Annotated in this window: 18 protein-coding genes, 1 tRNA gene and 1 pseudogene; 6 read left to right on the top strand and 14 right to left on the bottom strand. The window is 35.4% G+C overall.

Annotated elements, in window-relative coordinates; all coding sequences use genetic code 11:
• Positions 1-17: 17 nt before the first annotated feature.
• From rpsA to aroA, 3 genes are all read right to left on the bottom strand, one after another.
• Complete coding sequence (gene rpsA / locus T420_RS0100505) at positions 18-1,718, bottom strand: 30S ribosomal protein S1 (protein ID WP_013544458.1); 1,701 nt, start codon at positions 1,716-1,718, stop codon at positions 18-20.
• A 134-nt stretch (positions 1,719-1,852) separates the two neighbouring features.
• Positions 1,853-2,500: a (d)CMP kinase gene (gene cmk, locus T420_RS0100510; protein WP_013544459.1), complete on the bottom strand. Its 648-nt coding sequence runs from the start codon at positions 2,498-2,500 to the stop codon at positions 1,853-1,855.
• The gene (aroA, locus tag T420_RS0100515; protein ID WP_013544460.1) at positions 2,497-3,825 is read right to left on the bottom strand and encodes a 3-phosphoshikimate 1-carboxyvinyltransferase; all 1,329 of its coding nucleotides are present in this window, start codon (positions 3,823-3,825) and stop codon (positions 2,497-2,499) included. Before aroA ends, cmk begins: the two co-directional genes overlap by 4 nt.
• 185 nt (positions 3,826-4,010) lie before the next feature.
• On the opposite strand from aroA, the gene T420_RS0100520 reads away from it, so the two are divergent.
• Positions 4,011-4,382 (top strand): TIGR02300 family protein, encoded by a 372-nt coding sequence (locus T420_RS0100520; protein WP_013544461.1) that lies wholly within the window; start codon positions 4,011-4,013, stop codon positions 4,380-4,382.
• Positions 4,383-4,487: 105 nt separating this feature from the next.
• Positions 4,488-4,563: transfer RNA gene (locus T420_RS0100525), tRNA-Ala, on the top strand.
• A gap of 577 nt (positions 4,564-5,140) precedes the next feature.
• Here the strand turns inward: T420_RS0100525 and mutS are convergent.
• Positions 5,141-7,876 carry a DNA mismatch repair protein MutS gene (gene mutS / locus T420_RS0100530; protein ID WP_013544462.1) on the bottom strand — a complete coding sequence of 912 codons (2,736 nt, stop codon included), beginning with the start codon at positions 7,874-7,876 and terminating at the stop codon, positions 5,141-5,143.
• 288 nt (positions 7,877-8,164) lie between these two features.
• On the opposite strand from mutS, the pseudogene T420_RS07455 reads away from it, so the two are divergent.
• Positions 8,165-10,422: pseudogene (locus T420_RS07455) on the top strand (phosphate acyltransferase).
• 45 nt (positions 10,423-10,467) lie between these two features.
• Here T420_RS07455 and secB read toward each other — a convergent pair.
• Positions 10,468-10,944, bottom strand: a complete 477-nt coding sequence (gene secB / locus T420_RS0100570) for a protein-export chaperone SecB (RefSeq protein ID WP_013544466.1) — start codon at positions 10,942-10,944, stop codon at positions 10,468-10,470.
• Between the two features lie 116 nt (positions 10,945-11,060).
• The gene (locus T420_RS0100575) at positions 11,061-11,549 is read right to left on the bottom strand and encodes an FxsA family protein (RefSeq protein ID WP_013544467.1); all 489 of its coding nucleotides are present in this window, start codon (positions 11,547-11,549) and stop codon (positions 11,061-11,063) included.
• A gap of 173 nt (positions 11,550-11,722) precedes the next feature.
• Here T420_RS0100575 and T420_RS0100580 point away from each other — a divergent pair, with 173 nt between their 5' ends.
• Together T420_RS0100580 and T420_RS0100585 are read left to right on the top strand one after the other, a co-directional pair.
• Positions 11,723-12,415 (top strand): Tim44/TimA family putative adaptor protein, encoded by a 693-nt coding sequence (locus tag T420_RS0100580; RefSeq protein ID WP_013544468.1) that lies wholly within the window; start codon positions 11,723-11,725, stop codon positions 12,413-12,415.
• 57 nt (positions 12,416-12,472) lie between these two features.
• Positions 12,473-13,039, top strand: coding sequence for a Smr/MutS family protein (locus tag T420_RS0100585; protein WP_013544469.1), 567 nt, complete (start codon positions 12,473-12,475; stop codon positions 13,037-13,039).
• 55 nt (positions 13,040-13,094) lie between these two features.
• Here the strand turns inward: T420_RS0100585 and T420_RS0100590 are convergent, their stop codons facing one another.
• From T420_RS0100590 to T420_RS0100605, 4 genes are all read right to left on the bottom strand, one after another.
• Positions 13,095-13,769, bottom strand: a complete 675-nt coding sequence (locus tag T420_RS0100590; protein ID WP_026501053.1) for a Fic/DOC family protein — start codon at positions 13,767-13,769, stop codon at positions 13,095-13,097.
• A gap of 916 nt (positions 13,770-14,685) precedes the next feature.
• Positions 14,686-15,687: an Hsp33 family molecular chaperone gene (locus T420_RS0100595; protein WP_013544470.1), complete on the bottom strand. Its 1,002-nt coding sequence runs from the start codon at positions 15,685-15,687 to the stop codon at positions 14,686-14,688.
• Between the two features lie 35 nt (positions 15,688-15,722).
• Complete coding sequence (argF, locus tag T420_RS0100600) at positions 15,723-16,655, bottom strand: ornithine carbamoyltransferase (RefSeq protein ID WP_013544471.1); 933 nt, start codon at positions 16,653-16,655, stop codon at positions 15,723-15,725.
• A gap of 4 nt (positions 16,656-16,659) precedes the next feature.
• Positions 16,660-17,865, bottom strand: coding sequence for an aspartate aminotransferase family protein (locus T420_RS0100605; RefSeq protein WP_013544472.1), 1,206 nt, complete (start codon positions 17,863-17,865; stop codon positions 16,660-16,662).
• Between the two features lie 421 nt (positions 17,866-18,286).
• Between T420_RS0100605 and T420_RS0100610 the strand changes: the two genes are divergently transcribed.
• The gene (locus T420_RS0100610) at positions 18,287-18,820 is read left to right on the top strand and encodes a GcrA family cell cycle regulator (RefSeq protein WP_013544474.1); all 534 of its coding nucleotides are present in this window, start codon (positions 18,287-18,289) and stop codon (positions 18,818-18,820) included.
• A 309-nt stretch (positions 18,821-19,129) separates the two neighbouring features.
• Here the strand turns inward: T420_RS0100610 and T420_RS06785 are convergent, their stop codons facing one another.
• From T420_RS06785 to ccmB, 4 genes are read right to left on the bottom strand one after another with little or no spacing between them, the layout of a single operon-like run.
• Positions 19,130-19,762 (bottom strand): DsbE family thiol:disulfide interchange protein, encoded by a 633-nt coding sequence (locus T420_RS06785; RefSeq protein WP_049785178.1) that lies wholly within the window; start codon positions 19,760-19,762, stop codon positions 19,130-19,132.
• Positions 19,737-19,988, bottom strand: coding sequence for a heme exporter protein CcmD (locus tag T420_RS0100620; RefSeq protein WP_013544476.1), 252 nt, complete (start codon positions 19,986-19,988; stop codon positions 19,737-19,739). The genes T420_RS06785 and T420_RS0100620 overlap by 26 nt, the downstream gene beginning before the upstream one ends.
• On the bottom strand, positions 19,976-20,749 hold the full coding sequence (locus T420_RS0100625) for a heme ABC transporter permease (protein ID WP_013544477.1): 774 nt from the start codon (positions 20,747-20,749) through the stop codon (positions 19,976-19,978). Before T420_RS0100625 ends, T420_RS0100620 begins: the two co-directional genes overlap by 13 nt.
• A gap of 45 nt (positions 20,750-20,794) precedes the next feature.
• Positions 20,795-21,460: a heme exporter protein CcmB gene (gene ccmB, locus T420_RS0100630; protein ID WP_013544478.1), complete on the bottom strand. Its 666-nt coding sequence runs from the start codon at positions 21,458-21,460 to the stop codon at positions 20,795-20,797.

Here is a 21,460-nt window from a genome sequence, read left to right on the forward strand (position 1 = left end):
GACCTTTTGTTTCATTATTAATCTTGTTCTTGCTTTTTTAAAGCTGCACCAAGAATATCACCAAGAGAAGCTCCTGAATCTGTAGATCCATATTGAGCAACAGCTTCCTTTTCTTCTTTGATTTCTAAGGCTTTGATCGATACTGAAAGCTTACGGGTTTTTTTATCAAATGCAGTGACTTGAGCATCAACTTTTTGTCCAATAGAAAAACGCTCAGGACGTTGTTCATCACGATCACGTGTCAAATCAGTACGGCGGATGGTTACTTCAAGATCGTGTTCAATAAGTTTTACATCAACTCCATTTTCATTAATTCCTATGACTTCACATGTAACAATAGCACCTTTACGTAATTCACCAGATGCTGACGCTTCTTTCACCTTATCACTGGAAAGCTGTTTAATTCCTAAAGAAATACGCTCTTTTTCAACATCAACATCAAGAACAACGGCTTGAACGGTATCACCTTTGTTATAAGTATCAATAACTTGTTCACCGGGTCGATTCCAATCAAGATCAGAGAGATGGACCATACCATCCACATCACCTTCAAGACCGATGAAAAGACCAAATTCTGTTTTGTTTTTTACTTCTCCTGTAATTTTTGAATTTACAGGGAATTTATTTGCAAAAGCTACCCACGGATTTTCAGATGTTTGTTTTAAACCGAGAGAAATACGGCGTTTAGAAGAATCAATTTCAAGGACAACAACTTCTACTTCTTGTGATGTGGAAAGGAGTTTCCCAGGATGCACGTTCTTTTTCGTCCAACTCATTTCAGAAACATGGATAAGTCCTTCGATTCCTGGTTCGATTTCAACAAAACCACCGTAATCAGTAATATTTGTGACAGAACCGGTAATTTTTTTACCGATTGGATATTTGGTGTTAATACTATCCCATGGATCATTTTCAAGTTGTTTCATTCCAAGCGAAATACGATGCGTTTCTTGATTGATGCGAATAATCTGAACCTTGATATTTTGGCCAATTGTTAAAATTTCAGATGGATGATTAATACGTCGCCACGCCATATCAGTAACATGCAAAAGACCATCAATGCCACCAAGATCAACAAAGGCTCCATAATCTGTTATGTTTTTAACGATACCTTCAACAATTTGGTTTTCTTCAAGATTTTGAACAATTTCTAAACGCTGTTCAGCACGATTCTCTTCTAAGACAGTGCGGCGTGAGACAACAATATTGCCACGACGACGATCCATTTTTAAAATCTCAAAGAGTTGTGAATTATGCATTAAAGGTGCAGCGTCGCGAATCGGCCGAATATCAACTTGACTACGCGGCAAGAAAGCAATGGCACCATCAAGATCAACTGTAAAACCACCTTTAACTTGGTTAAAGATAACACCCTCTACTCGTGTACCAGCATTAAATTTTTCTTCAAGACGAATCCAACTTTCTTCGCGACGTGCTTTTTCGCGTGATAGCACAACTTCACCTAGCGCGTTTTCAATACGTTCAATGTAAACTTCAACTTCATCACCGATTTGCAAGGAACCGTCTTTACCTTTACTACCAAATTCCTTAAGTGGAATACGTCCTTCTACTTTAAGACCAGCATCAATAATGGCCATATCTTTTTCGATTGCAATGATGTGACCTTTAACAACAGATCCTTCATTAAGGTCATTAGTTTGAAATGATTCCATTAAAAGGGTTTCAAAATCTGCTGTAGTGGGATTGTATTGTGACATGAGAACTCCTGATATATACCTTATATTGCTAAAGGTATAAGCGCTAGGTTAGTGTTGATATGAGGTGAATCGAAACCCTCTTTCTTTTGATAGAAAGAAAGATAAGCGCTAGGTTTGAAATCACCTTGATGATTTTATTTAACTGCATGGTTTTTTATAAGAGGATCAATAAAGGCGCAAGCAGTTTCCAATACTTCTTTTATACTCAATTCTGATGTGTCAAGCAAGTGGGCGTTTTTAGCTGGTTTTAGAGGACTATGTTTTCGAGTCAGATCACGTCTGTCGCGTTGTTCAAGATTGGCCAAAATTTCATGATAATCTATCTGCCCTCCTTTTTTTAAAATTTCTTGGTAACGGCGTTTTGCACGTGTTTGAATATTTGCTAGGACATAAAATTTTATATCTGCATGAGGACAGACAACAGTACCAATATCGCGGCCATCAAGTACGCTTCCTGGTAATTTTTGAGAAAAGTCACGTTGTTTGCTAACAAGAATTTCACGCACAGCTGGTATGGTCGCTATTTTTGATGCGGCTTCGCTAATATCAGGGGAAGTGAGAAGATCTGGATTTAGAGAGTTAAGATCAAGTTTTCTAGCATATGCAACAGCGTTTATTTCATCATCTAGGGCCAAATTTTGTTTTAAAAGAAAATAGCCAACACTACGATAAGTTAGACCAGTATCTAAATGATGAAGATGGTAATGGGCAGCGATTTGATTTGCTAAGGTTCCTTTGCCAGAAGCTGCTGGGCCATCAATCGCAATAATAAAAGGTTTCAATAGATTTGGCCTCCAAGTTGACGCATTAAGGGAATAAATTCTGGAAAACTGGTAGCAATCATCCGTTTATCATCAATAATAACAGGTTTTTCTGAGACTAGTCCAAAAATAAGAAAACACATTGCAATTCGATGATCAAGGTGTGTGGTAACGTATCCACCTCCTAAACCTTTGATAGAGTTTTTTCCATGAACAATAAGAAAATCATTTCCTTTTTCACAATGAACATGATTGATTTTGAATCCTTCGGCAAGCGCGGAAAGCCGGTTCGATTCTTTAATACGCAATTCTTTAATTCCTGACATAACTGTTGTGCCATTCGCAAAGGCTGCCGTTATTGCTAAAGCAGGATATTCATCAATCATTGATGGTGCTCGTTCTTTTGGTATAGTCACACCTTTTAATTCTGATGATCTAACCCGTATATCGGCAACATTTTCTATACCTATTTCGCGTTGGTTCAAAAGTTCAATTTTAGCACCCATTTCCCACAATGTTTGGATGAATCCCATTCTAGAGTCGTTTATGAGAACATTTTCAAGTGTGATATCAGAATCTTCTACAAGAAGGGCTGCGATAATTGGAAAAGCAGCTGAGGATGGGTCACCTGGAACATTAATGATTTGTCCGGTAAGATGTGGCTGGCCTTTTAGAGAGATGAAACGCGCGCCTTCTTTATCTGTTTCTATATCAAGTTCAGCACCAAATGCTTTGAGCATTTTTTCTGTATGATCTCGTGTGAGGGTTGGTTCAATAACAGTTGTAGTACCAGCAGTATTGAGACCAGCAAGAAGGACTGCTGATTTTACTTGAGCGGAAGCCATAGGTACACGGTACCGAATCGGGTTAGCCATTTTGGGACCGTAAAGCGTTAAAGGTAAGTGATTACCAAGAGTTGGTTCAATTTCAACTCCCATTAAACGCAATGGATTGAGGATATGCTCCATTGGACGTCTAGACAGTGAGGCATCGCCGAGAAAAGTTGTTTTCATATGATAAGAACCAACCAGTCCCATGATCAGGCGAGCACTTGTTCCAGAATTGCCAAAATTTAAGGGTGTTCGTGCTTGCAGTAAACAACCATTACCGGTTCCACGAATAATCCAAAGGTTATTTTTCTTGTAACATTGTGCTCCCATAGCTTGCATGATGGTGACTGTACGCAGAACGTCATCACTTTCAAGAAGTCCATAAATATGTGATTCTCCATGCGCCAATCCTCCTAATATAACTGCTCGGTGGGAGATTGATTTATCTCCTGGTATTTTGATAGTGCCAGAAAGATTAGTTGATTTTTTAGCAGTTGCTGGTATTGCTTTATACATCGAATCTTTATTTAATAAGATATGAATTAAAAAAAATTAGACGCTCTTTATCATATGTTGTAATAAGCGTCATGGGAAAATTGGTGTGTAATTATTTATTTCTCTTTGACAAGTGAATACTTTTTCGCTTAAGCACCATGAAATCCGTTTTTAATGCAATTTAACTAAACAAAGAGGCACGGTCTATGGCAAAACCAGAACTTGGAACCAAACGTGTTGACCCGGAAACGGGAAAGAAATTTTATGATCTTAATCGTGACCCTATTGTGTCACCTTATACAGGGCTTTCTTATCCGCGCTCTTATTTTGAGGTTGCAGCGGTTGAAGCAAGTAATGAAGAAGAGGTTGATACTGAAGAGCTTGATACGGCACTTGAGAAGTCTGCCTTTATGTTACTTGAAGAAGAAGTCGATGTGTCTAAAGATGATGAGCTTCCTGATTTGGATGATGGTGATGTAGATCTTGGTGATGATACATTTTTATCTCATGACGAAAGCGATGAAGATGATGATGTGGCTGATATCCTTGGAAATGGCGTCTCTAATGATGATGTTTAAGAAAAGCAAGAAGATATTATGTTCTATTTTACTGAATATAGATTTTTCTTGATCTTCAGTTTGTCTCGTTCTAAGAATTCTTACAGATTATTTATTTTCTTTTGTGGGGCTATAGCTCAGCTGGGAGAGCGCTTGCATGGCATGCAAGAGGTCAGCGGTTCGATCCCGCTTAGCTCCACCAAAAAGATCAAATATTTTCCTTAATAAAATGAGAACATTCGAAAATAGAGTTTGGTATATTCATCGAGATAAAAATCATTTCATTATTATTTAATACTTAAAAAGCTTTATAAAAATATCATAAAGTTTTGTTATCATTTATAATAGGAGATATAGTAATAATAAGCTAAAAGCTCCTTCATAAAGTATATGTTTACAATTATAATATGCTATTTTACATTTGGAATCGTTAAGGAATAAATAAGTAAAGATTATGAGTATTTTTTATGAAGATTCTTTATTGGTTGTAAACTACAATTGCCAAATGGGCTTCATAAAATGATTTGAAATTTTATGGTTCCGATAGCTAAAATTCTGAGCGTTATTATAAAAAGATGATCAAACAGTATTGTCGTTTGTATATTTTATAATATTTTTGTGATTATTCTATGAGTATGAAAGATGAATTTAATTCATTTTTTAAATCGTTGGTACAGATTAGAACTTTTTTAATTTAATTTTTTAGCTAAATAAAAAAGCCTTTTAGGAATATGAAAATTTATTATTGTAAGATTTTTCTTTAACTTTGTATCGCCAGTCTATTGCTTATCAAGTTGTTTGAGACGGTAGAGTTCTTCTAAAGCAGCTTTAGGTGATAATTCATCAGGATCGATATTTTTAAAAGCATCTTTAATCGCGCAACATTTTTCATTTTTTTCATTTGTGAAAGATGTTAATTTAAGAGGGAATAACGGCAAATTATCAATTAATTTATGCCCTTTTCCCGACATTTCACCTTGTTCTAATTGGCGCAGAACATCTGTTGCACGAGAAATAACTGTTGCAGGTAAGCCAGCCAGCTTTGCAACTTGTACACCATAGGAGCGATCAGCAGTGCCCTTAGTGACTTCATGAAGAAAAATGACATCGCTATTCCAATTTTTGACTTTTATTGTTACATTATGAAGGCGATTGAGTTTTTTGGTTAACGCTGTCATTTCATGAAAATGTGTAGCAAGAATAGCGCGACAGCGATTTATCTCATGGAGATGTTCAACTGTCGCCCAAGCAATTGAAAGACCATCAAAAGTTGACGTTCCTCGTCCAATTTCATCAAGGATGACGAGAGAATGACTACTGGCATGATTGAGAATAGTTGCTGTTTCAACCATTTCCATCATAAAGGTTGAGCGTCCTCGAGCAAGATCATCAGAAGCACCAACACGACTGAATAAACGATCAACAATGCCAATATGAGCTGAAGTGGCTGGGACAAATGAGCCCATTTGCGCCATAATAGCAATGAGAGCATTTTGTCGTAAAAAAGTTGATTTTCCTCCCATATTGGGGCCTGTTAACAACCAAATGTCTGCATTTGGATGTTGGTTCCGTGCTGAAAGGTCACAGTCATTGGCAACAAATGGTTCTGCAGCTTGTTTTCGTAATGCTTGTTCTACAACGGGATGACGGCCAGCGGTAATATGAAAGGCTAATGAATTATCAATTTTGGGACGACAATATCCTTGCTCTTCAGCTAAGTGAGCTAAAGCAACAGATACATCTAAAATAGCAAGGGCTTCAGCAGCTTGACGAATGAAATCAATTTGTTCGGTAATTTCATAAACAAGTGTATCAAAAATTTCCAATTCAAGTGTCAAGGCATGATTTGCTGCATGGGCAATACGACTTTCGAGTTCGGTCAGCTCTGTTGTGGTGAAGCGCATGGCATTTGCCATTGTCTGTCGGTGGATAAAACGGGCTTTTGCTTGTGGAGTGTTTGTGAGAGCTGATGCTTGTAAGTTCGTGACTTCAATAAAGTAACCTAAAATGTTGTTATGTTTAATTTTGAGTGTTTTGATATCTGTTTCTTGAGCATATTGTGCTTGGAGTCTAGCAATGACACAACGCGATTCATCTCGCAAATTACGCATTTCATCTAATTCTTGGTGATAATTAAGACGAATAAAACCACCGTCCCGCTTGAAAAGAGGGAGATCGTCAGCCAGTGCTTGTTCTAGATGAAAATGCAGAGTGGTAGGTAAGTGTGAGAATACCTCTCGTACATCATTGATTTCTTGAGGAAGTAATTCATTATTAAGAATTTGATTAATTTCATTGATGATTTCAAAACCGCGCTGGATTGTACCCATATCACGCGGTCCTCCTCGACCAAGCGCTAAACGTGATACTGCGCGTGGCATATCTGGTCCTCCTTTCAAAATAAGTTTAATAGCTTCTGCAAGAGGAGGATTACGCAGAAAAAAATCTATTGAATCAAGACGTTTGTCAATAGCTGTTGGATTGGTTAGGGGAGAAATTAAACGATCAACAAGAAGGCGTGAACCACCTCCTGTGACAGTACGATCAATTGCTTTTAGTAGACTGCCATCGCGTTGACCGGATGTGGTTCGAATGAGTTCAAGGCTAAATCTTGTTGCTGTATCAATGAAAAGAGTTGTGCTTTCATTTTGACGCTCAGGTCGCATGAGAGGGGGACGGTGTGTGATTTGTGTTTTTTCGATATAGCGAATAGCAGCCGCGATTGCTGAAAGTTCTGAACGAGAATAATCAGCAATGCCTTCAAGGGTTGAGAGTTTGAAGTAATGACAAATATCTCGTTCAGCAGTGGTGGTATCAAAAAGATTTTCTGGTTGAGGGGAGATAATATGACCAAGAACATTGAAAAGAGCTTTTTGAGATTTATCATGGAAAAGTGAATCTGCTACAATTACCTCTTGTGGGTCCACACGCATAATGTCTGTTAAGAGATTTTCATGACGACTTTCTGTAACTCGAAATATACCAGTAGAAATATCAATCCAAGAAAGGGCATATTCCTCTCTATTGCTTATTATAGTGCGAGTAAGTGTCATGAGATAATTTGCACGTGTTGGATCAAGAAGTTTTTCTTCTGTTATAGTTCCGGGTGTTATAAGGCGGACCACATCCCGTTGAACAACTGATTTTGAACCACGCTTTTTTGCTTCTGCAGGATCTTCTATTTGTTCGCATACGGCAACGCGATAACCGCAGGCAATAAGTTTTTGTAAGTAATCATCTGCAGAGTGAACAGGAACACCACACATCGGGATATCTTTACCTAAATGTTTACCGCGTGTTGTGAGTGTAATCCCTAAGGCTTGAGCAGCTTCAATCGCATCGTTAAAAAATAATTCATAGAAATCACCCATACGATAAAAAAGAAGAGAATCACTATTAAGAGCTTTTATTTCTATATACTGCTCCATCATAGGTGTAAGACGCTCTTGATGAGTATTGGGTGGAATCGTAGGGTGTTGGAGTGAATCATTTTTATGTTCAGTCTCTTTTTCCATTTTAGTACGATTTTTCCCTCTTTAATGTGGGCTTTTTTGGCCTTTTTTATTTATTTCGAAATATATCTTAATTACCTTTAAAATGAAGCGCATGATAAGGTGCTTTTATAAAGAGAGCATAACGATTTTTGGCATATGAATCAAATTTTTAATCAAAATTTATGTGTTTTCAGAAAGTAAGTGAAATAAAAAAATGGACAGGACCAAACAACATATAAAAAATTTTATAGTGTATGCGAGCAAGAAGTTCTTGATTTTCACAGTGGTGATTGTCCTGGTAAGCTTGAAATTGTTGCAACAGAATCTATAGCAATACAGTATGATTTAGCACTTGCTTATTCACGGGGTATTTCTGTTCCAGTTAAAGAAAAAGAAATTGCTGAAAATCGGTTAATGGCTTACGATTGGTTGTACGACAAAAGGGAATCTTGTCACTGTTATATCAAATGGGACAGCTGTTTTGGGTTTGGGTAATGGTGCCTTGACATCTAAGTCAGTGATAAAAGGAAAAGCAGTTTTCTTTAAACGATTTTCAGATGTGGATTCAATTGGTTTGATTTAGAAACTGATACGAACAATACAAAAAGCTTTATTAATCTATACGGTATTTGGAACCATCTTTTGGTGGCATTAATCTTGAAGATATTAAAGCACCTGATTGTTTTTTTGAGAGCCGTTTGCGCGAATTCATGAATGTTGCTGTTTTTCATGATGATCATCATGGTAAAGTAATTATTGTGGCTGCTGGTGTGATAAACGTTTTGCATTTAACGGAGCGTAATATGCAAGATACATGATTAGTGTGTAATGGAGCAGGTTTTGCAGAAATTTCTTGTATTAAATTCATTAAGGTAAAGAGTTTTCGATCTTGAGATATTTTGTTGTGTGATACAAAAAGGTGTTGTCTATGAAAGTCGTAAAGAGGGGATGAATCATTGGAAAATCGTTCATGCCATTAAAACAGATAAATGCACCCTTTCTGAAGCAATGGAAAGTGCTGATATATTTTTTGTAGTTTCGAAAAAGATGCACTAATCACTGAAATGGTAAAATCAATGGCGCCACAATCAATTATTTTTGCTATGGATAATCCTGATCCAAAAATTACATCTGAAGAAATAGCAGAAATAGGTGATGATGCTATTATAGTAAACAGGTCGATCAGACTATCCCAATCAAATTAATAATGTTCTTTGTTTTCCCTATATATTTCGGGATACTCTTGATGTTTGTATAACGGTTATCAATGAAAGTATGAAAATTGCTGCAGAAAAAGCTATTGCAAAATTAGCTCATGAGGAAGTCTCTGATGGTATTGTAGGAGTTTATCATGGAAACCGTCTGAAATTTGGTCCCAATTATATTTATTCTAGTTCCATTTGATCCACTTTTACTGACAGTTGTTTTAATTACGGTGGAAAAAGGAGCGATGGAAACCAGTGTTGCTAGAAAGCATATTCATGATTTAAAGCGTATGAACGTGATTTGAATGCTCAACGTGATCCGATTGCATTCACGATGCTTGGTGTTTATGATTATGGCTTGGTGTTTATGATTATGTTTGTCAAGTAATAAAGAAAATTGTTTTTGCAGAAGGGGAAGAAAAGCTGGTCATGTGAGCGGCTGTACCTTGCGTTCACCAAAAACTAGGGAAAGCAATTTTAATTGGTCATGAAGAACAGATTAAAGATACTTTCTCTATTGCAGGAATTGATCTTGAGCGTGAAAGAATTTCTATTCTGAATGCAAAGCGATCTTGTTGCATTGATGCTTATACTCAGTATTTTATAAAAAGATGCAGCGCCAAGGCTGGCTGTTGCATGATTGTCATAATATTATCAATAATGATCGCAATTATTTTTTTACCTATATGTTAGCTTTGAGTGATGTTGATGCAATGATTACAAGAGTAACAGGCAATTATGAAACGGCCTTGGAGATATACGTCGACGTCGAATGATTGATTAAGAAACTATAAAAACGATTAATTGGTATTTCGATAGCTATTTGTCGCGGACGCACTTTTTTATTACTGATACAGCTGTTTATGAGCATCCAAATGCTGAAAAATTTGCTGATATAGCTAAACAGAAAGCTTTTTTTGTTTGTGGATTTGGATATCAACCGTGGGTAGCGTTTTCTACTTTTGGTCATATAAAAGATCAAGTTAAACAACGTGTTCAGAGAGCTGTTTATATTTTATGTGAACATAAAGTTGACTTTGAATTTGATGAAGAAAGGAGAAATAAGTGCTGATGTAACTCTTAATTCGAAATTAATGCAACAATGTTCCTTTATGGGACTAACGAAACCGGTTAATATTTTAGTGATGTCTGAATATCATTCATCTTCAATTTCTAGCAAAATGTTGTAAGAACTTAGTGCAGCAACCATTATTGGTCCTATCCTGATTGGATTGGAGAGATCAGTGCAAATTGTACCGTTTAGTAGGTGCTGACATAGATATTGCTAATATTGCAACTTTGACTGCTTATTATGCAGAAAAGTTGCTAAAAAAGCTTTTGAAGTTCAAGGGTTTTTTGTAATGAAAGAAGTAAAAATAGATTTTATGTAATTTTAAAAGCTAATTTTTAAGATGGTTGTGTTTGATTATTTTTTTGTTCTTCGGCGACACGTTTTTGGAACATAGTTGCAAAATCAATTGGATCAATCCACAAGGGTGGAAAACCACCATTTTGTGTAGCATCAGATATAATTTGCCGAGCAAAAGGAAACAAAAGACGCGGACATTCAATAAAAACAAGCGGCATTACATGTTCTTGTGGAATATTTTTAATATGGAAAATACCACCATAAATCAACTCTACATGAAATAACATTTCAGTATCATCTTTAGTTTTAACTGAAAGGGATAATATGACATCATAATTGTCATCACCAATTGGATTGGCGTTGACATTAATGTTAACATCAATTTGTGGCGCTTTTTCTCGTGGGCGCAGTGAACGAGGTGCATTCGGATTTTCAAATGAAAAATCTTTTAAATATTGGGTCAAAACAGCAAACACCGGTTCTCCACTATTATTATGCATTTCACCTTCGGCCATACTAAAAACCTTTCATTATAATACACATATTTCTATCGTAAGTTTAAAATAAGTTATCATGACTTGCAAAGGGTTGCAAGAAATGCTCTCTTTATCTTTATTTATTTTTTTATATTTTAGTGATTATCATTATTTTTGTACCAGGGAGATTTTTCGGTATTATAGCTCTGATAATCCTCCGCGTTAAGTTCAATTATTTTTTCAGATTCATTTTGTGTGTTAGAATTTGTTTTATTGATAAGGGATAAAAAAAGATTCCAACTAAAAGTACGAACTGGTTTTATAAGAAGTAATATTCCACAAATATCGCTTATAAAACCAGGAAGAATAAGCAGAACTGCACCAAGAACAGTAAGCGCATCATTGGCTATGTAATATTCTAGTATATGTCTTTGAATGAGTTTATTTTGTATATTTTTTATAAGACTTATACCTTTAATACGCAACAAAACAATTCCACTTATCATTGTTAAAAGAATTAAACTCAAAGTTGCTAAAATTCCAATTTCTTTTCCAACAATAATAAAGCCCGCGATTTCAAAAAAGAGAGCGCTGAGGACTATAATTAAAAAAAATCGAGACTTTATATGATAAAATTTTGTCAAATGAAGGTATCCTTCTCAGTTTTTTGTTGAGAAAATTATATTATTGTTTTCTCAATTTAAATTGGGGAGTCATAAAGATTATTAAATAATAGATTTACTTATTTTACATGTTTATTGATAAATGATATTGACTGCAATGATAATCATTTAAGGCTGGGAGATTGACAGCACTCATGGAATTTGACGTTGTACTGATAATAGCTCTTATTGTCGTAGTTGTTGTTTTTGTGCAACTGCGGAATGTATTGGGAAAACGGATTGGTTTTGAAAAGCCTCCTTTTGATTCTTATTCCGGTTATCCTAAAAAGCAGATCGAAGTAGAAACAACCGATAATATTGTTTCTTTGCCTGATCAGTCTTCTTCACAAAAGAGTGATTTTAGCGAAATTGATGCTATTGCACCAGAAGGAAGTGAACTGAATGTTAGTTTGCGTACTATTCGTCAGTTTGATCCTTCTTTTTCTCCTCGATTTTTTATGAATGGTGTTCAAATTGTTTACGAAATGATTATGACAGCTTTTGCGCAAGGTGATCGTGTTAAGCTTAAAGAACACCTTTCATCTGATGTTTTTGAGAGTTTTTGTGCGGCTATTGAGCAACGTGAAAAAAATAATGAAAGAATTCAATTTACTTTTGTGGGGATTAATAGGATTGAATTTATTGCAGCAGAGATGCAGAAAAAAGAAGCGTTTTTGACAGTACGTATTGTTAGTGAAATGATTTCTGCAACTTATAATGAACAAGAGGAATGCATAGATGGTAATCCTGAAGCTATTATAGAAATTAGAGATATCTGGACTTTTGTTCGTAATACTACGTCCCAAAGCCCAAATTGGAAACTTTTTGCAACGGAAGATGAAAATTAAAATTATTTTTGGTTTATGAAGAATTTTTCATAAGATTATATGAGATTAAAGAGTTTAATGGTTAAAGATAAAGGAAAAAAAAATCCACTGATTCTACAAGACTATTTTTTATGGGAGCGCGTCTGTCGTACGGCAGTGCCGCTTTATGATCGATTTAACCGTCTTATGCGGGAAAATGTTGAAAATACAAAACTACAAGCCATACAAGTTCTCTCATCTTCTCAGGAAAGTCCACAGAAGCAAAAGACAACAGTAGTTAAAGGGCAAGAGAAAGGAATAATGAAAGCAGAGAAAATGCGGTGTTTCGATCGTACAGTGCATCGTAAAATTGCAAAAGGTCTCTATCGTATAGAAGCACGTATCGATCTTCATGGTTTGATACAAGATGAAGCATATCGTTGTTTAAAAGAATTCTTACAATCATCTCACCAACGCGGATTGCGTTATGTTCTCGTGATAACAGGAAAAGGTCGTTCGCACGGAAGTGATGGCGTTTTATGTCAGTTTGTCCCTTATTGGTTATCAACACCTATTTTTCAATGTTATGTTCACGCTTTTGAGCAAGCAGTTCATAGACATGGAGGTAGTGGTGCCCTTTATATTCAGTTACGCCGTTTTCTATAAAGGAAAAGGAATATAGAGCCCGTTAATGCATGTATAAATTACGTTTTGGTTTTGATTATATACAATAGCCTCGAGTCTTACGCATTTTTTTGCACTCGCAGATCTTTTCGAACATAGACCGCATAGGCTTTAAATCTTTATCTGGCATTGCACTAACACAAACGTCCAACATACAGTCTTCTGTCACACTTTTAAAATCAAGTTGATAGCCTGCAGCTTCAGCGAGCCTTTCACAAAATATCTGTTGCGTTAAGTTATTACCTTTTTTGAAAGGACGTATATAGCTAAGAGAGGCAAATATTTGTGTTATTTCATTGAGAAATTCTTCGCGCGATAAGCCTTTTAAGTTGTTCTTCTCGGCAAGTGTCTTTTCGATTTCTTTTAAATCTTCCTGAATTTTGTTACCAATTGCAAAGAAAGTATTCGAAAGCACTTTTTTCAGTTTTGGTTGGGCAACAATTGTTCCATCCGAAAATGTAAATGGAATATCACGAGTATGTCCAGCCCATTCAAACGCCTTTCCAAACAAAGATTTATGAATATATTTTAAATAATTGGAATCAAATTTTTGTGGTAGAGGCTCTTGGTACAGCTTAGCGGCTGCGCATGCTGCGTGATGTTCATATACCAGCTGAAGTTTTTCAGAATTTTTAATGTTCCATTTATTTTTCAATGTGCCACTATTTGGATAGTTATAGTCATAGATTAAGCTTATTTTTTCTTCATTCATAATAACCTCTTAAATAATGTAATTTCATTCCTAGACATATTAAATTCTTATAGCAGATAATGCCCTCTCTCAAATTTTGAATTAGCAACCATCCTTACCACTTTCAAATGGTGCACTCTGAGTGTTCGAAACTGTTTACCGATTTATCTGCATTATTTAATATTTTCTAATTTTCTTTGCTTGATTTACTGATGTAATTAATGCACTTTTAGATGATTCTTATAATGATGATCATTGAGTATTTAACGCTTGATGTTATGAAATACAGAAAGTGATTATCCACAAATTATAAACTATAAAGATCATTATTAAATTAAAAAGAAGTTTTTAATATATTTTCAAAGTATCTTTCCGTATATTTTTTGACACGTTAAAGGATATTTATATTGTTTGTTCAAGTACTTCTAATGCTTATGTGTAGTGGTATTGGTCTGTTTAATACTCCTAATCTCACCTCAGCTTTTAAAGACTTTATGGTTCTGAATAATTCTTAGTTTTTAACTAACTTTTAAAAAATTTTCACCTCTTTTGCATTGCAGATTTTTATGACCTATATTTTAAAATTTGCAAACTTAGAAATAGATTGAGAAAGCTATTTAATCGATTTCAAATCTCTGATAAATTTATTACCTCATTTTAATATTCCCATGATAAAAAACTCATTTTGTATCTTATAGCATATCATTCATATATTTGTGAAGAAGTTTTACGAAAAAAGTTTTCAAATTTTATAATAAATTATAATGTAATTTTTAGTATCTTATACCTTGGCATTAATAAAAGTTTCCAAAATAAAAAAATAACAAATAGATGAATATGTTATGTGCAATAAAATTGATAATAAATTTGTAAATTTTTAGCATAATTTTTTTATGGAAAGAAAAGCTTTTCTGTTACAGTAATAAGGAATAATTGTTTATGCTTTTACTTCAAAAAGTTCTTCTGGTTTGAAATGGTAAATCGTTGAGCAAAATTCACATGTGACAGAAGTTTGTTGGTTTTCTATTGTTTGAGTGCGTTCTTCAACAGAAAAATTTTTTAATATTTGTTTGATTTTTTTTCGTGAGCAAGAACACTGATCTATAATAGAAGAGGTTTGAAAAACTTTTACATCTTTTTCATGAAAAAGGCGGAAAAGTAATCGTTCAGTGCTAACCTGAGGATCTGTAAGTTCTGTACTGTCAATAGTTGCAGTGAGAGCTTTAACTTCTTGCCATTGGTTTTCGAGTTGGATACAGGTTTTGGTTTTCTCTGATTTTGTATTTGTTTGATATGGTACATGATCAGGAGAGGCCTGGGGTAAGAGCTGAGTCAAAAATCCTCCTGCCCGCCAGCTTTTTTGTATTTTTCCCTTTTGATCAAGGTTAATTAACATGGAAACTGCCAAACGGAGATCAGTAGGAATTTGTTCTGATTGATTAAAATAGGTACGGGAAACTTCTTGAAAATTTGATCCATCTAAGGCAACTATTCCTTGATAGCGCTGTGTATAGGGGCCTTGGTCAATAGTGAAAGCTAAAGTTCCTTTTCCAAGAAGAATTTCTGAAGATGTTTGATCATTAGCTGTGGCCTGTTTTAATCTTTCTTTATCAAAACGGGCATAACCACGCAAATTGGAGGGAGGAACAAAGTCACATACCAACATATTAACTGGTCCATCAGAATGAGTTTGTAAAATAAATTTTCCCTCAAATTTCAATGATGTTCCAAGTAAAACAGTTACGACTAAAGCCTCTGCTAGGAGATGAGAAACGGGATCAGGATATTGATGCCTTGTGAGAATGGAATTTAAGCTTTCTCCAAGTTTTACAGCGCGTCCACGAATATCAAGTTCTTCAACTTGAAAGGGAACAACGGTATCATCTCTATTTTGATAAAAATTATTTAAATAGATTTGATCTTTAGATTCTTTGTTCATATTTCCTGCTTTTTGATAGTTTGTGTCATAAATTATCAGATTAAGAAGAATGCATCTTGTAAACACCAGGAAAGGATTGCTTTTTGGGCATGTAGGCGATTTTCAGCTTCATCAAAAACGACAGAATTTGGTCCATCGATTACCGCATCTACAACTTCTTCACCACGATGGGCGGGCAGGCAATGCATGAAAAGAGCATCAGGTTTAGCATATGCCATTAAAGCTTCATTGACTTGATAAGGTTGAAAAATAGAACGACCACGCGCACGAAATTCTTGTCCCATAGAGACCCATGTGTCGGTGATAATACAATCGACATTCTCAGCGGCTTTTTGAGGATTTTGGGTAAGCATAATATGTGCTCCTCGTTCCCGTGCCCAGTTTACATATTTTTCTTGGGGTTCACTTCCTTGTGGGGTAGCAATGTGCAGATGAAAATTAAAAATAGCTGTTGCTTCGATTAAGGAATGAAGAACATTATTGCCGTCTCCCATCCAAGCAAAGGTTTTTCCAACAATAGGTCCACGGTGTTCTTCATAGGTAAGGATATCTGCTAAAATTTGGCAAGGATGTGTGTCGTCTGTAAGAGCATTAATGATAGGAATTTGCGCATATTGTGCCAATTCGAGCATCCGATGATGTGCTGTAGTCCGTAGTATTATAATCTCTACAAAACGTGATAATACGCGCGCTGTATCAGCGATTGTTTCACTATTACCAAGCTGCATTTCAGATCCCGTTAACATGATTGTTTCTCCACCAAGTTGACGCATGCCAAGATCAAATGAAACTCGGGTTCGTGTAGAGGGTTTTTCAAAAATCATTGCTAGTGTTTTACCAGCAAAAGGTTTTGAACTTTCCCCTGCTTTAAAGGCGGTTTTAAGTATTTTTGCGTAATCGATAAGAGCGCGTGCTTGTTGTGGAGTCAAAATAGATATGTCGGTAAAGTGGCGAAGGGCATTTGTCATATTATTATACTTGTCTTTTTTTGTTTGTTTGCGAAAGATGAGCAATTGCTTTTTCAATACGACGCAAACCTTCATACATTTCTTCTTCAGTGATTATAAGGGGAGGCAATAAGCGAACGATATTATGACCAGCCCCAACACTTAAAATACGTTCGTTATCCAATGCAGTGATGACCTCATTTTTAGGGATAACACATTGCATGCCCATCATAAGGCCTATACCTTGAATTGCACAGATAATATCAGGATAAGTGTTAAAAATATTTAGAAGTCCTTGTTTTAGCTTACTACTCATATGTTGGACATGATCAAGAAAACCGGGTTCTAAGAGAATATCAAGAACATTATTGCTTACAGCTATGCCAAGAAGATTGCCTCCAAAGGTCGTACCGTGCGTTCCTGGTGTCATGCTTTTTGCCGCTTTTTCTGTTGCAAGGCAAGCCCCTAATGGAAAACCACCACCCAATCCCTTTGCAAGAGTGAGGATATCAGGTGTGATATCATGCCATTCATATGCAAAAAGTTTTCCTGTGCGTCCGATGCCGGTTTGAACTTCATCTAAAATCAATAATAGTTGGTTTTCATCACATAATTTGCGTAGCAGTTTTAAAGTTTCATACGGGACTGTTCGTAATCCTCCTTCTCCTTGAATCGGTTCAATAAGGATAGCTGCAGTGTTTTTATTGATAGCATTACGTAAAGCTTTTTCATCATCAAAGGGCACTTGAATAAAGCCACAAACTTTTGGGCCAAAACCTTCAAGATATTTTTTTTGCCCGCTAGCAGCAATTGTTGCAAGTGTACGACCATGAAATGCACCTTCAAAAGTAATGATTTCGAATCGTGTTGGTTGACCCGATGTATAATGATAGCGGCGAGCAGTTTTGAATGCGCATTCCAATGCTTCAGCACCAGAATTACAGAAAAAAACTTTATCAGCAAAACTATTGGCACAAAGACGCGTAGCAAGTGATTCTTGTTCAGGTGATTCAAAAAGATTAGAAACGTGCCAAAGTTTTTCAGCTTGTGTTTTAATAGCATCAACGAGCTTTGGGTGTGTGTATCCTAGAACATTGACAGCAATGCCAGATGTAAAATCAAGATAACTTTCTCCTTTATCAGATATAAGCCATACACCCTTTCCTTGTGTAAAATGCAAGTTGCGTCGAGAAAAATTGTTGTAAAGTGATTGTGGAAGGGTAGTCTTCATTATGAACTCTTGATTTTAAATACTGCAATACGACATACGAAAGTTATGCTGTGTTTATTAACACATTGATAATCTACTTTATTATAATAAACTATCGTGCTAATTGATAAAAAATCAATTAAGGTTTCGAAAAGATATGTTTAGGTAAAAAAATCAGAGTTAAAATAAAAATTTTTTCTATGATTTGTTTGCAAGTTGGGGAAAATATTTTAAAAGAACATGATCAAGACATAATGACTCTTGTTATGGAGTCAGTGCATATTATAGTAAGCGAAATTGTGTTTCTATTTATAAATTCCGTGATTTGGGTAAAGTATTATGCATTTTGTTAGGTTGAGTTTTTAAGCTGTTCAAATATGATTAAGATATTTGAAGATGCAGTTAAGACTTTTCAGTAAGATAATTGGAATGGAGTTCTAGTATGGGATGGACATGTGAGCGCGTTGAACTTCTTAAGAAGCTTTGGGGTGAAGGTTTGAGTGCAAGTCAAATTGCAGCTCAGTTGGGTGGAGTCAGCAGAAATGCTGTGATTGGTAAGGTACATCGGTTAAAATTATCAGGACGGGGTAAAACAACGCAAGTAGTGTCACGTGTACAAAAAGTTTTAACAGGTGTTAATGCATCAGCGCCGCGGATGCGTCGTGCGACATCATCGATTTTACAAGATAATGGTTCTTCTTGCGATTCTGAAGTAACAAATTTAAGAATAGAGTCTGTCATTGAGAATGTGACAGAAGCGAGCATACCTGAAAAATCAAATGTAGTTATTCCTATGTCACGTAATCTTAATCTTTTACAATTAAATGAAAATACATGTAGATGGCCTGTTGGGGATCCTCTATCATCGAGCTTTCATTTTTGTGGTGCTGATTCTAGCGAAAATAGTCCTTATTGTGATTTTCATGCTAAAATAGCGTTTCAACCATTATCAGAAAGACGGAGATTAAGAGTATGATATGTACAAATAGTCAACTCTTTTGATATTTTGAGTATTAATTTAGCCTATAGCAATTATTTTGTTGAGAAAACAGTTATTATTTACACTAAACTTAAAAAATAAAGTGTGGTAAGAATAAGTTTCTACTTCTAGTAGATATTGATTTTTCACTTAAACTTTATTTTCAGATATTTATTAGTACCAGTTAATATAAATTGAGACAGTTATTAATCTTTTACTGTTGCACTGTAATCTTTTCACTCATTTCAGTAGTGTATTTTGTTATTAAAAATTGAGTGAGTCACGATTTTACTTCGATTTTCCTATTTATGTGTTATGAGTTGTTATGGTTAAATTACTTTTAACATGAATGTAATCTGTAATTATAGCTTTTTCGATTTTTGGCAGGATTTCTTTCTGATAAATTTGCCACGTTAGAGGGCCAGTATGTTTTCCGATGATGATACTATCTTTATTTAAGATAAAGGTTTCTGGTGGTCCATATATGCCCCAATTAATAGCTGTAAGACCTAAAGCATCAAAACCAATTAATTTAAAAGGGTTGCCAAAATTGTTTAAAAAACGTTGGGCATTATCTTGGTTATCTTTATAATTAATTCCGATAAGATCAAAACGCTTATCTTTTGCGATTTCTATAAGAATTGGGTGTTCTGCACGACAGGGTAAGCACCAGGATCCCCAAAAATTAATCAATGTTACGCGTCCTTTAAGCTGCTCTGAATTAAAATAGTCTTTACTATTTAGCAAGGGAATCCGGGTTTGAGGAGCGAATTTTCCAACTAATGCGTTTGAGATGAAAGAAATATTATGGGAATGTTTGTTTTCTATAGATTTAAAGAAAAATATAATCAGAAGGAGAAAAAGAAAAAATGGGCACAAAAAGCTTAATAAGACAGGCAAAGATATGTTTTTTTTAGGTCTGAGAGGAATGATTTTCATTATATTGTTTTTTCCAAATTGTGTCTTTTGTTTGAAGTTGTTTCAGAATTTTTTTCTGGCGCACACTTTTACGAAGGATGTATCCAATAAAACAAAATAAAACACTTGCAGAGAGCATATAACTTAAAGCAACAATTTGCTCATGGTGGAGAGTTCCAAGAAAAAAATCAATTCGCTGGACAAAATTTCCAAAAGCTTCATTTTGAGTGTCATTTAGTTGGAGCATGGCGAAAAATCCTGGTGTTGATGATGGGCTGCTTTAATTTGAAGTGTTTTAATATGACGATAGGTGATTTCATTTTGCATAGTCATTAAATGTAATACAATAAACATGAAGGTAAAACAAAACGTCATCGTTATGAGAGGCCATAACATGGTACGATCAATGGTCATACCGCCTGCACGTAAAAGTGATGCTGGTTGATGGAGTGTATTCCACCAATTGACGGAAAATTTTATAATGGGAATATTGACTAATCCAACTAATGTTAAAATTGCTGTAGCGTGTGCAGCTTTGATTTGGTTATCAAAAGAATAAGCAAGAGTAACAATGGCAAGATAAATAAAAAACAAAATTAAAACCGATGTCAATCTGGCATCCCATACCCACCATGTTCCCCAAGTAGGACGCCCCCAAAGTGCTCCTGTTATAAGTGCTAAAGCTGTAAAGATAGTCCCAATAGGGGCGCCGCATTTTAGTGCTATGTCAGCAAGGCGATGGCTCCAGATTAGACTTCCTAATGCGGCAGCACTCATTATGATGTAACAAAAGGTAGATAACCAGGCAAACGGAACATGAATATACATAATTTTGACAGTGATACCCTGTTGATAATCATTAGGAGAATACACAACCAAAATAAGACCTAAGATAAGAAGAAATAATGTTATACTGGTTAACCAAGGTAAAGCAGCACTACTTATTTCCATAAAGCGGGTTGGATTTTCGAGGGAAATCTTCGTTTTTTTTTGCGATAATTCATTCATAAATTTATAATAGGCAGATTTTTGCTTTGTAGCAATTATCTTTTGTTATTCTGATAAGTATTTGAGTGTTATAGCTGTTACGAAAGAACTGAAAATACCAAAAAAGATTGAAAAAGCGAACAGAAAAGCTAAAGCAGTAAGGAAAGAAATTTTTGATGTTATTGGAGCTGTGGCGGCTGTAACGCCAAAAATTATAATTGGAATTGTCCATGGCAAAATAATAATAAAGATGAGCATTGTGTTATGCGCTAATGATGTTGCTAAAGCTGCTCCAATTGCACCAATGAAAATGAGAGCAGGTGTTCCAAATACAAGGGTTAGAATTGTTGTAAAAGTTATTATAGTATCTAAATGGAACATAAACGCTGCGATAGGGATGATAAAAATAAGGGGGAGCATAGTTCCTGCCCAATGAGCAAGGCATTTGATAAAGACAATGAATGTTAAGCTTTTCCTTTGACCAAAAAGAATAAGTTGATCAAGATTTCCATCATCGCGGTCGGTTTGAAAAAGTTTATTAAGATTGAGTAGTCCTGCTAGAAGAGCGCTTAGCCATAATATGCCTGGCCCTATTCGTGTGAGAGTATCTGGATCTGTCCCGAGGGCAAAGGGGGTTATTATAATGATGGCAATGAAAAACAAGGGCCCTGTTAATAAAGAAGTGTGTGATGCTAAAATTAATTTAAGGTCGCGCCAAAATAATGCTTTCAT

Source organism: Bartonella clarridgeiae ATCC 51734, from assembly GCF_000518185.1.
In the GTDB taxonomy this organism is placed as follows: Bacteria; Pseudomonadota; Alphaproteobacteria; order Rhizobiales; family Rhizobiaceae; genus Bartonella; species Bartonella clarridgeiae.

Bases quoted from the DNA above. Each gene is read 5' to 3' on its own strand.
- rpsA (WP_013544458.1), bottom strand. From the start codon at position 1,718: ATGTCACAATACAATCCCACTACAGCAGATTTTGAAACCCTTTTAATG.
- aroA (WP_013544460.1), bottom strand. From the start codon at position 3,825: ATGTATAAAGCAATACCAGCAACTGCTAAAAAATCAACTAATCTTTCT.
- T420_RS0100520 (WP_013544461.1), top strand. From the start codon at position 4,011: ATGGCAAAACCAGAACTTGGAACCAAACGTGTTGACCCGGAAACGGGA.
- mutS (WP_013544462.1), bottom strand. From the start codon at position 7,876: ATGGAAAAAGAGACTGAACATAAAAATGATTCACTCCAACACCCTACG.
- secB (WP_013544466.1), bottom strand. From the start codon at position 10,944: ATGGCCGAAGGTGAAATGCATAATAATAGTGGAGAACCGGTGTTTGCT.
- T420_RS0100580 (WP_013544468.1), top strand. From the start codon at position 11,723: ATGGAATTTGACGTTGTACTGATAATAGCTCTTATTGTCGTAGTTGTT.
- T420_RS0100585 (WP_013544469.1), top strand. From the start codon at position 12,473: ATGGTTAAAGATAAAGGAAAAAAAAATCCACTGATTCTACAAGACTAT.
- T420_RS0100590 (WP_026501053.1), bottom strand. From the start codon at position 13,769: ATGAATGAAGAAAAAATAAGCTTAATCTATGACTATAACTATCCAAAT.
- T420_RS0100595 (WP_013544470.1), bottom strand. From the start codon at position 15,687: ATGAACAAAGAATCTAAAGATCAAATCTATTTAAATAATTTTTATCAA.
- argF (WP_013544471.1), bottom strand. From the start codon at position 16,655: ATGACAAATGCCCTTCGCCACTTTACCGACATATCTATTTTGACTCCA.
- T420_RS0100605 (WP_013544472.1), bottom strand. From the start codon at position 17,865: ATGAAGACTACCCTTCCACAATCACTTTACAACAATTTTTCTCGACGC.
- T420_RS0100610 (WP_013544474.1), top strand. From the start codon at position 18,287: ATGGGATGGACATGTGAGCGCGTTGAACTTCTTAAGAAGCTTTGGGGT.
- T420_RS06785 (WP_049785178.1), bottom strand. From the start codon at position 19,762: ATGAAAATCATTCCTCTCAGACCTAAAAAAAACATATCTTTGCCTGTC.
- T420_RS0100620 (WP_013544476.1), bottom strand. From the start codon at position 19,988: ATGCTCCAACTAAATGACACTCAAAATGAAGCTTTTGGAAATTTTGTC.
- T420_RS0100625 (WP_013544477.1), bottom strand. From the start codon at position 20,749: ATGAATGAATTATCGCAAAAAAAAACGAAGATTTCCCTCGAAAATCCA.
- ccmB (WP_013544478.1), bottom strand. From the start codon at position 21,460: ATGAAAGCATTATTTTGGCGCGACCTTAAATTAATTTTAGCATCACAC.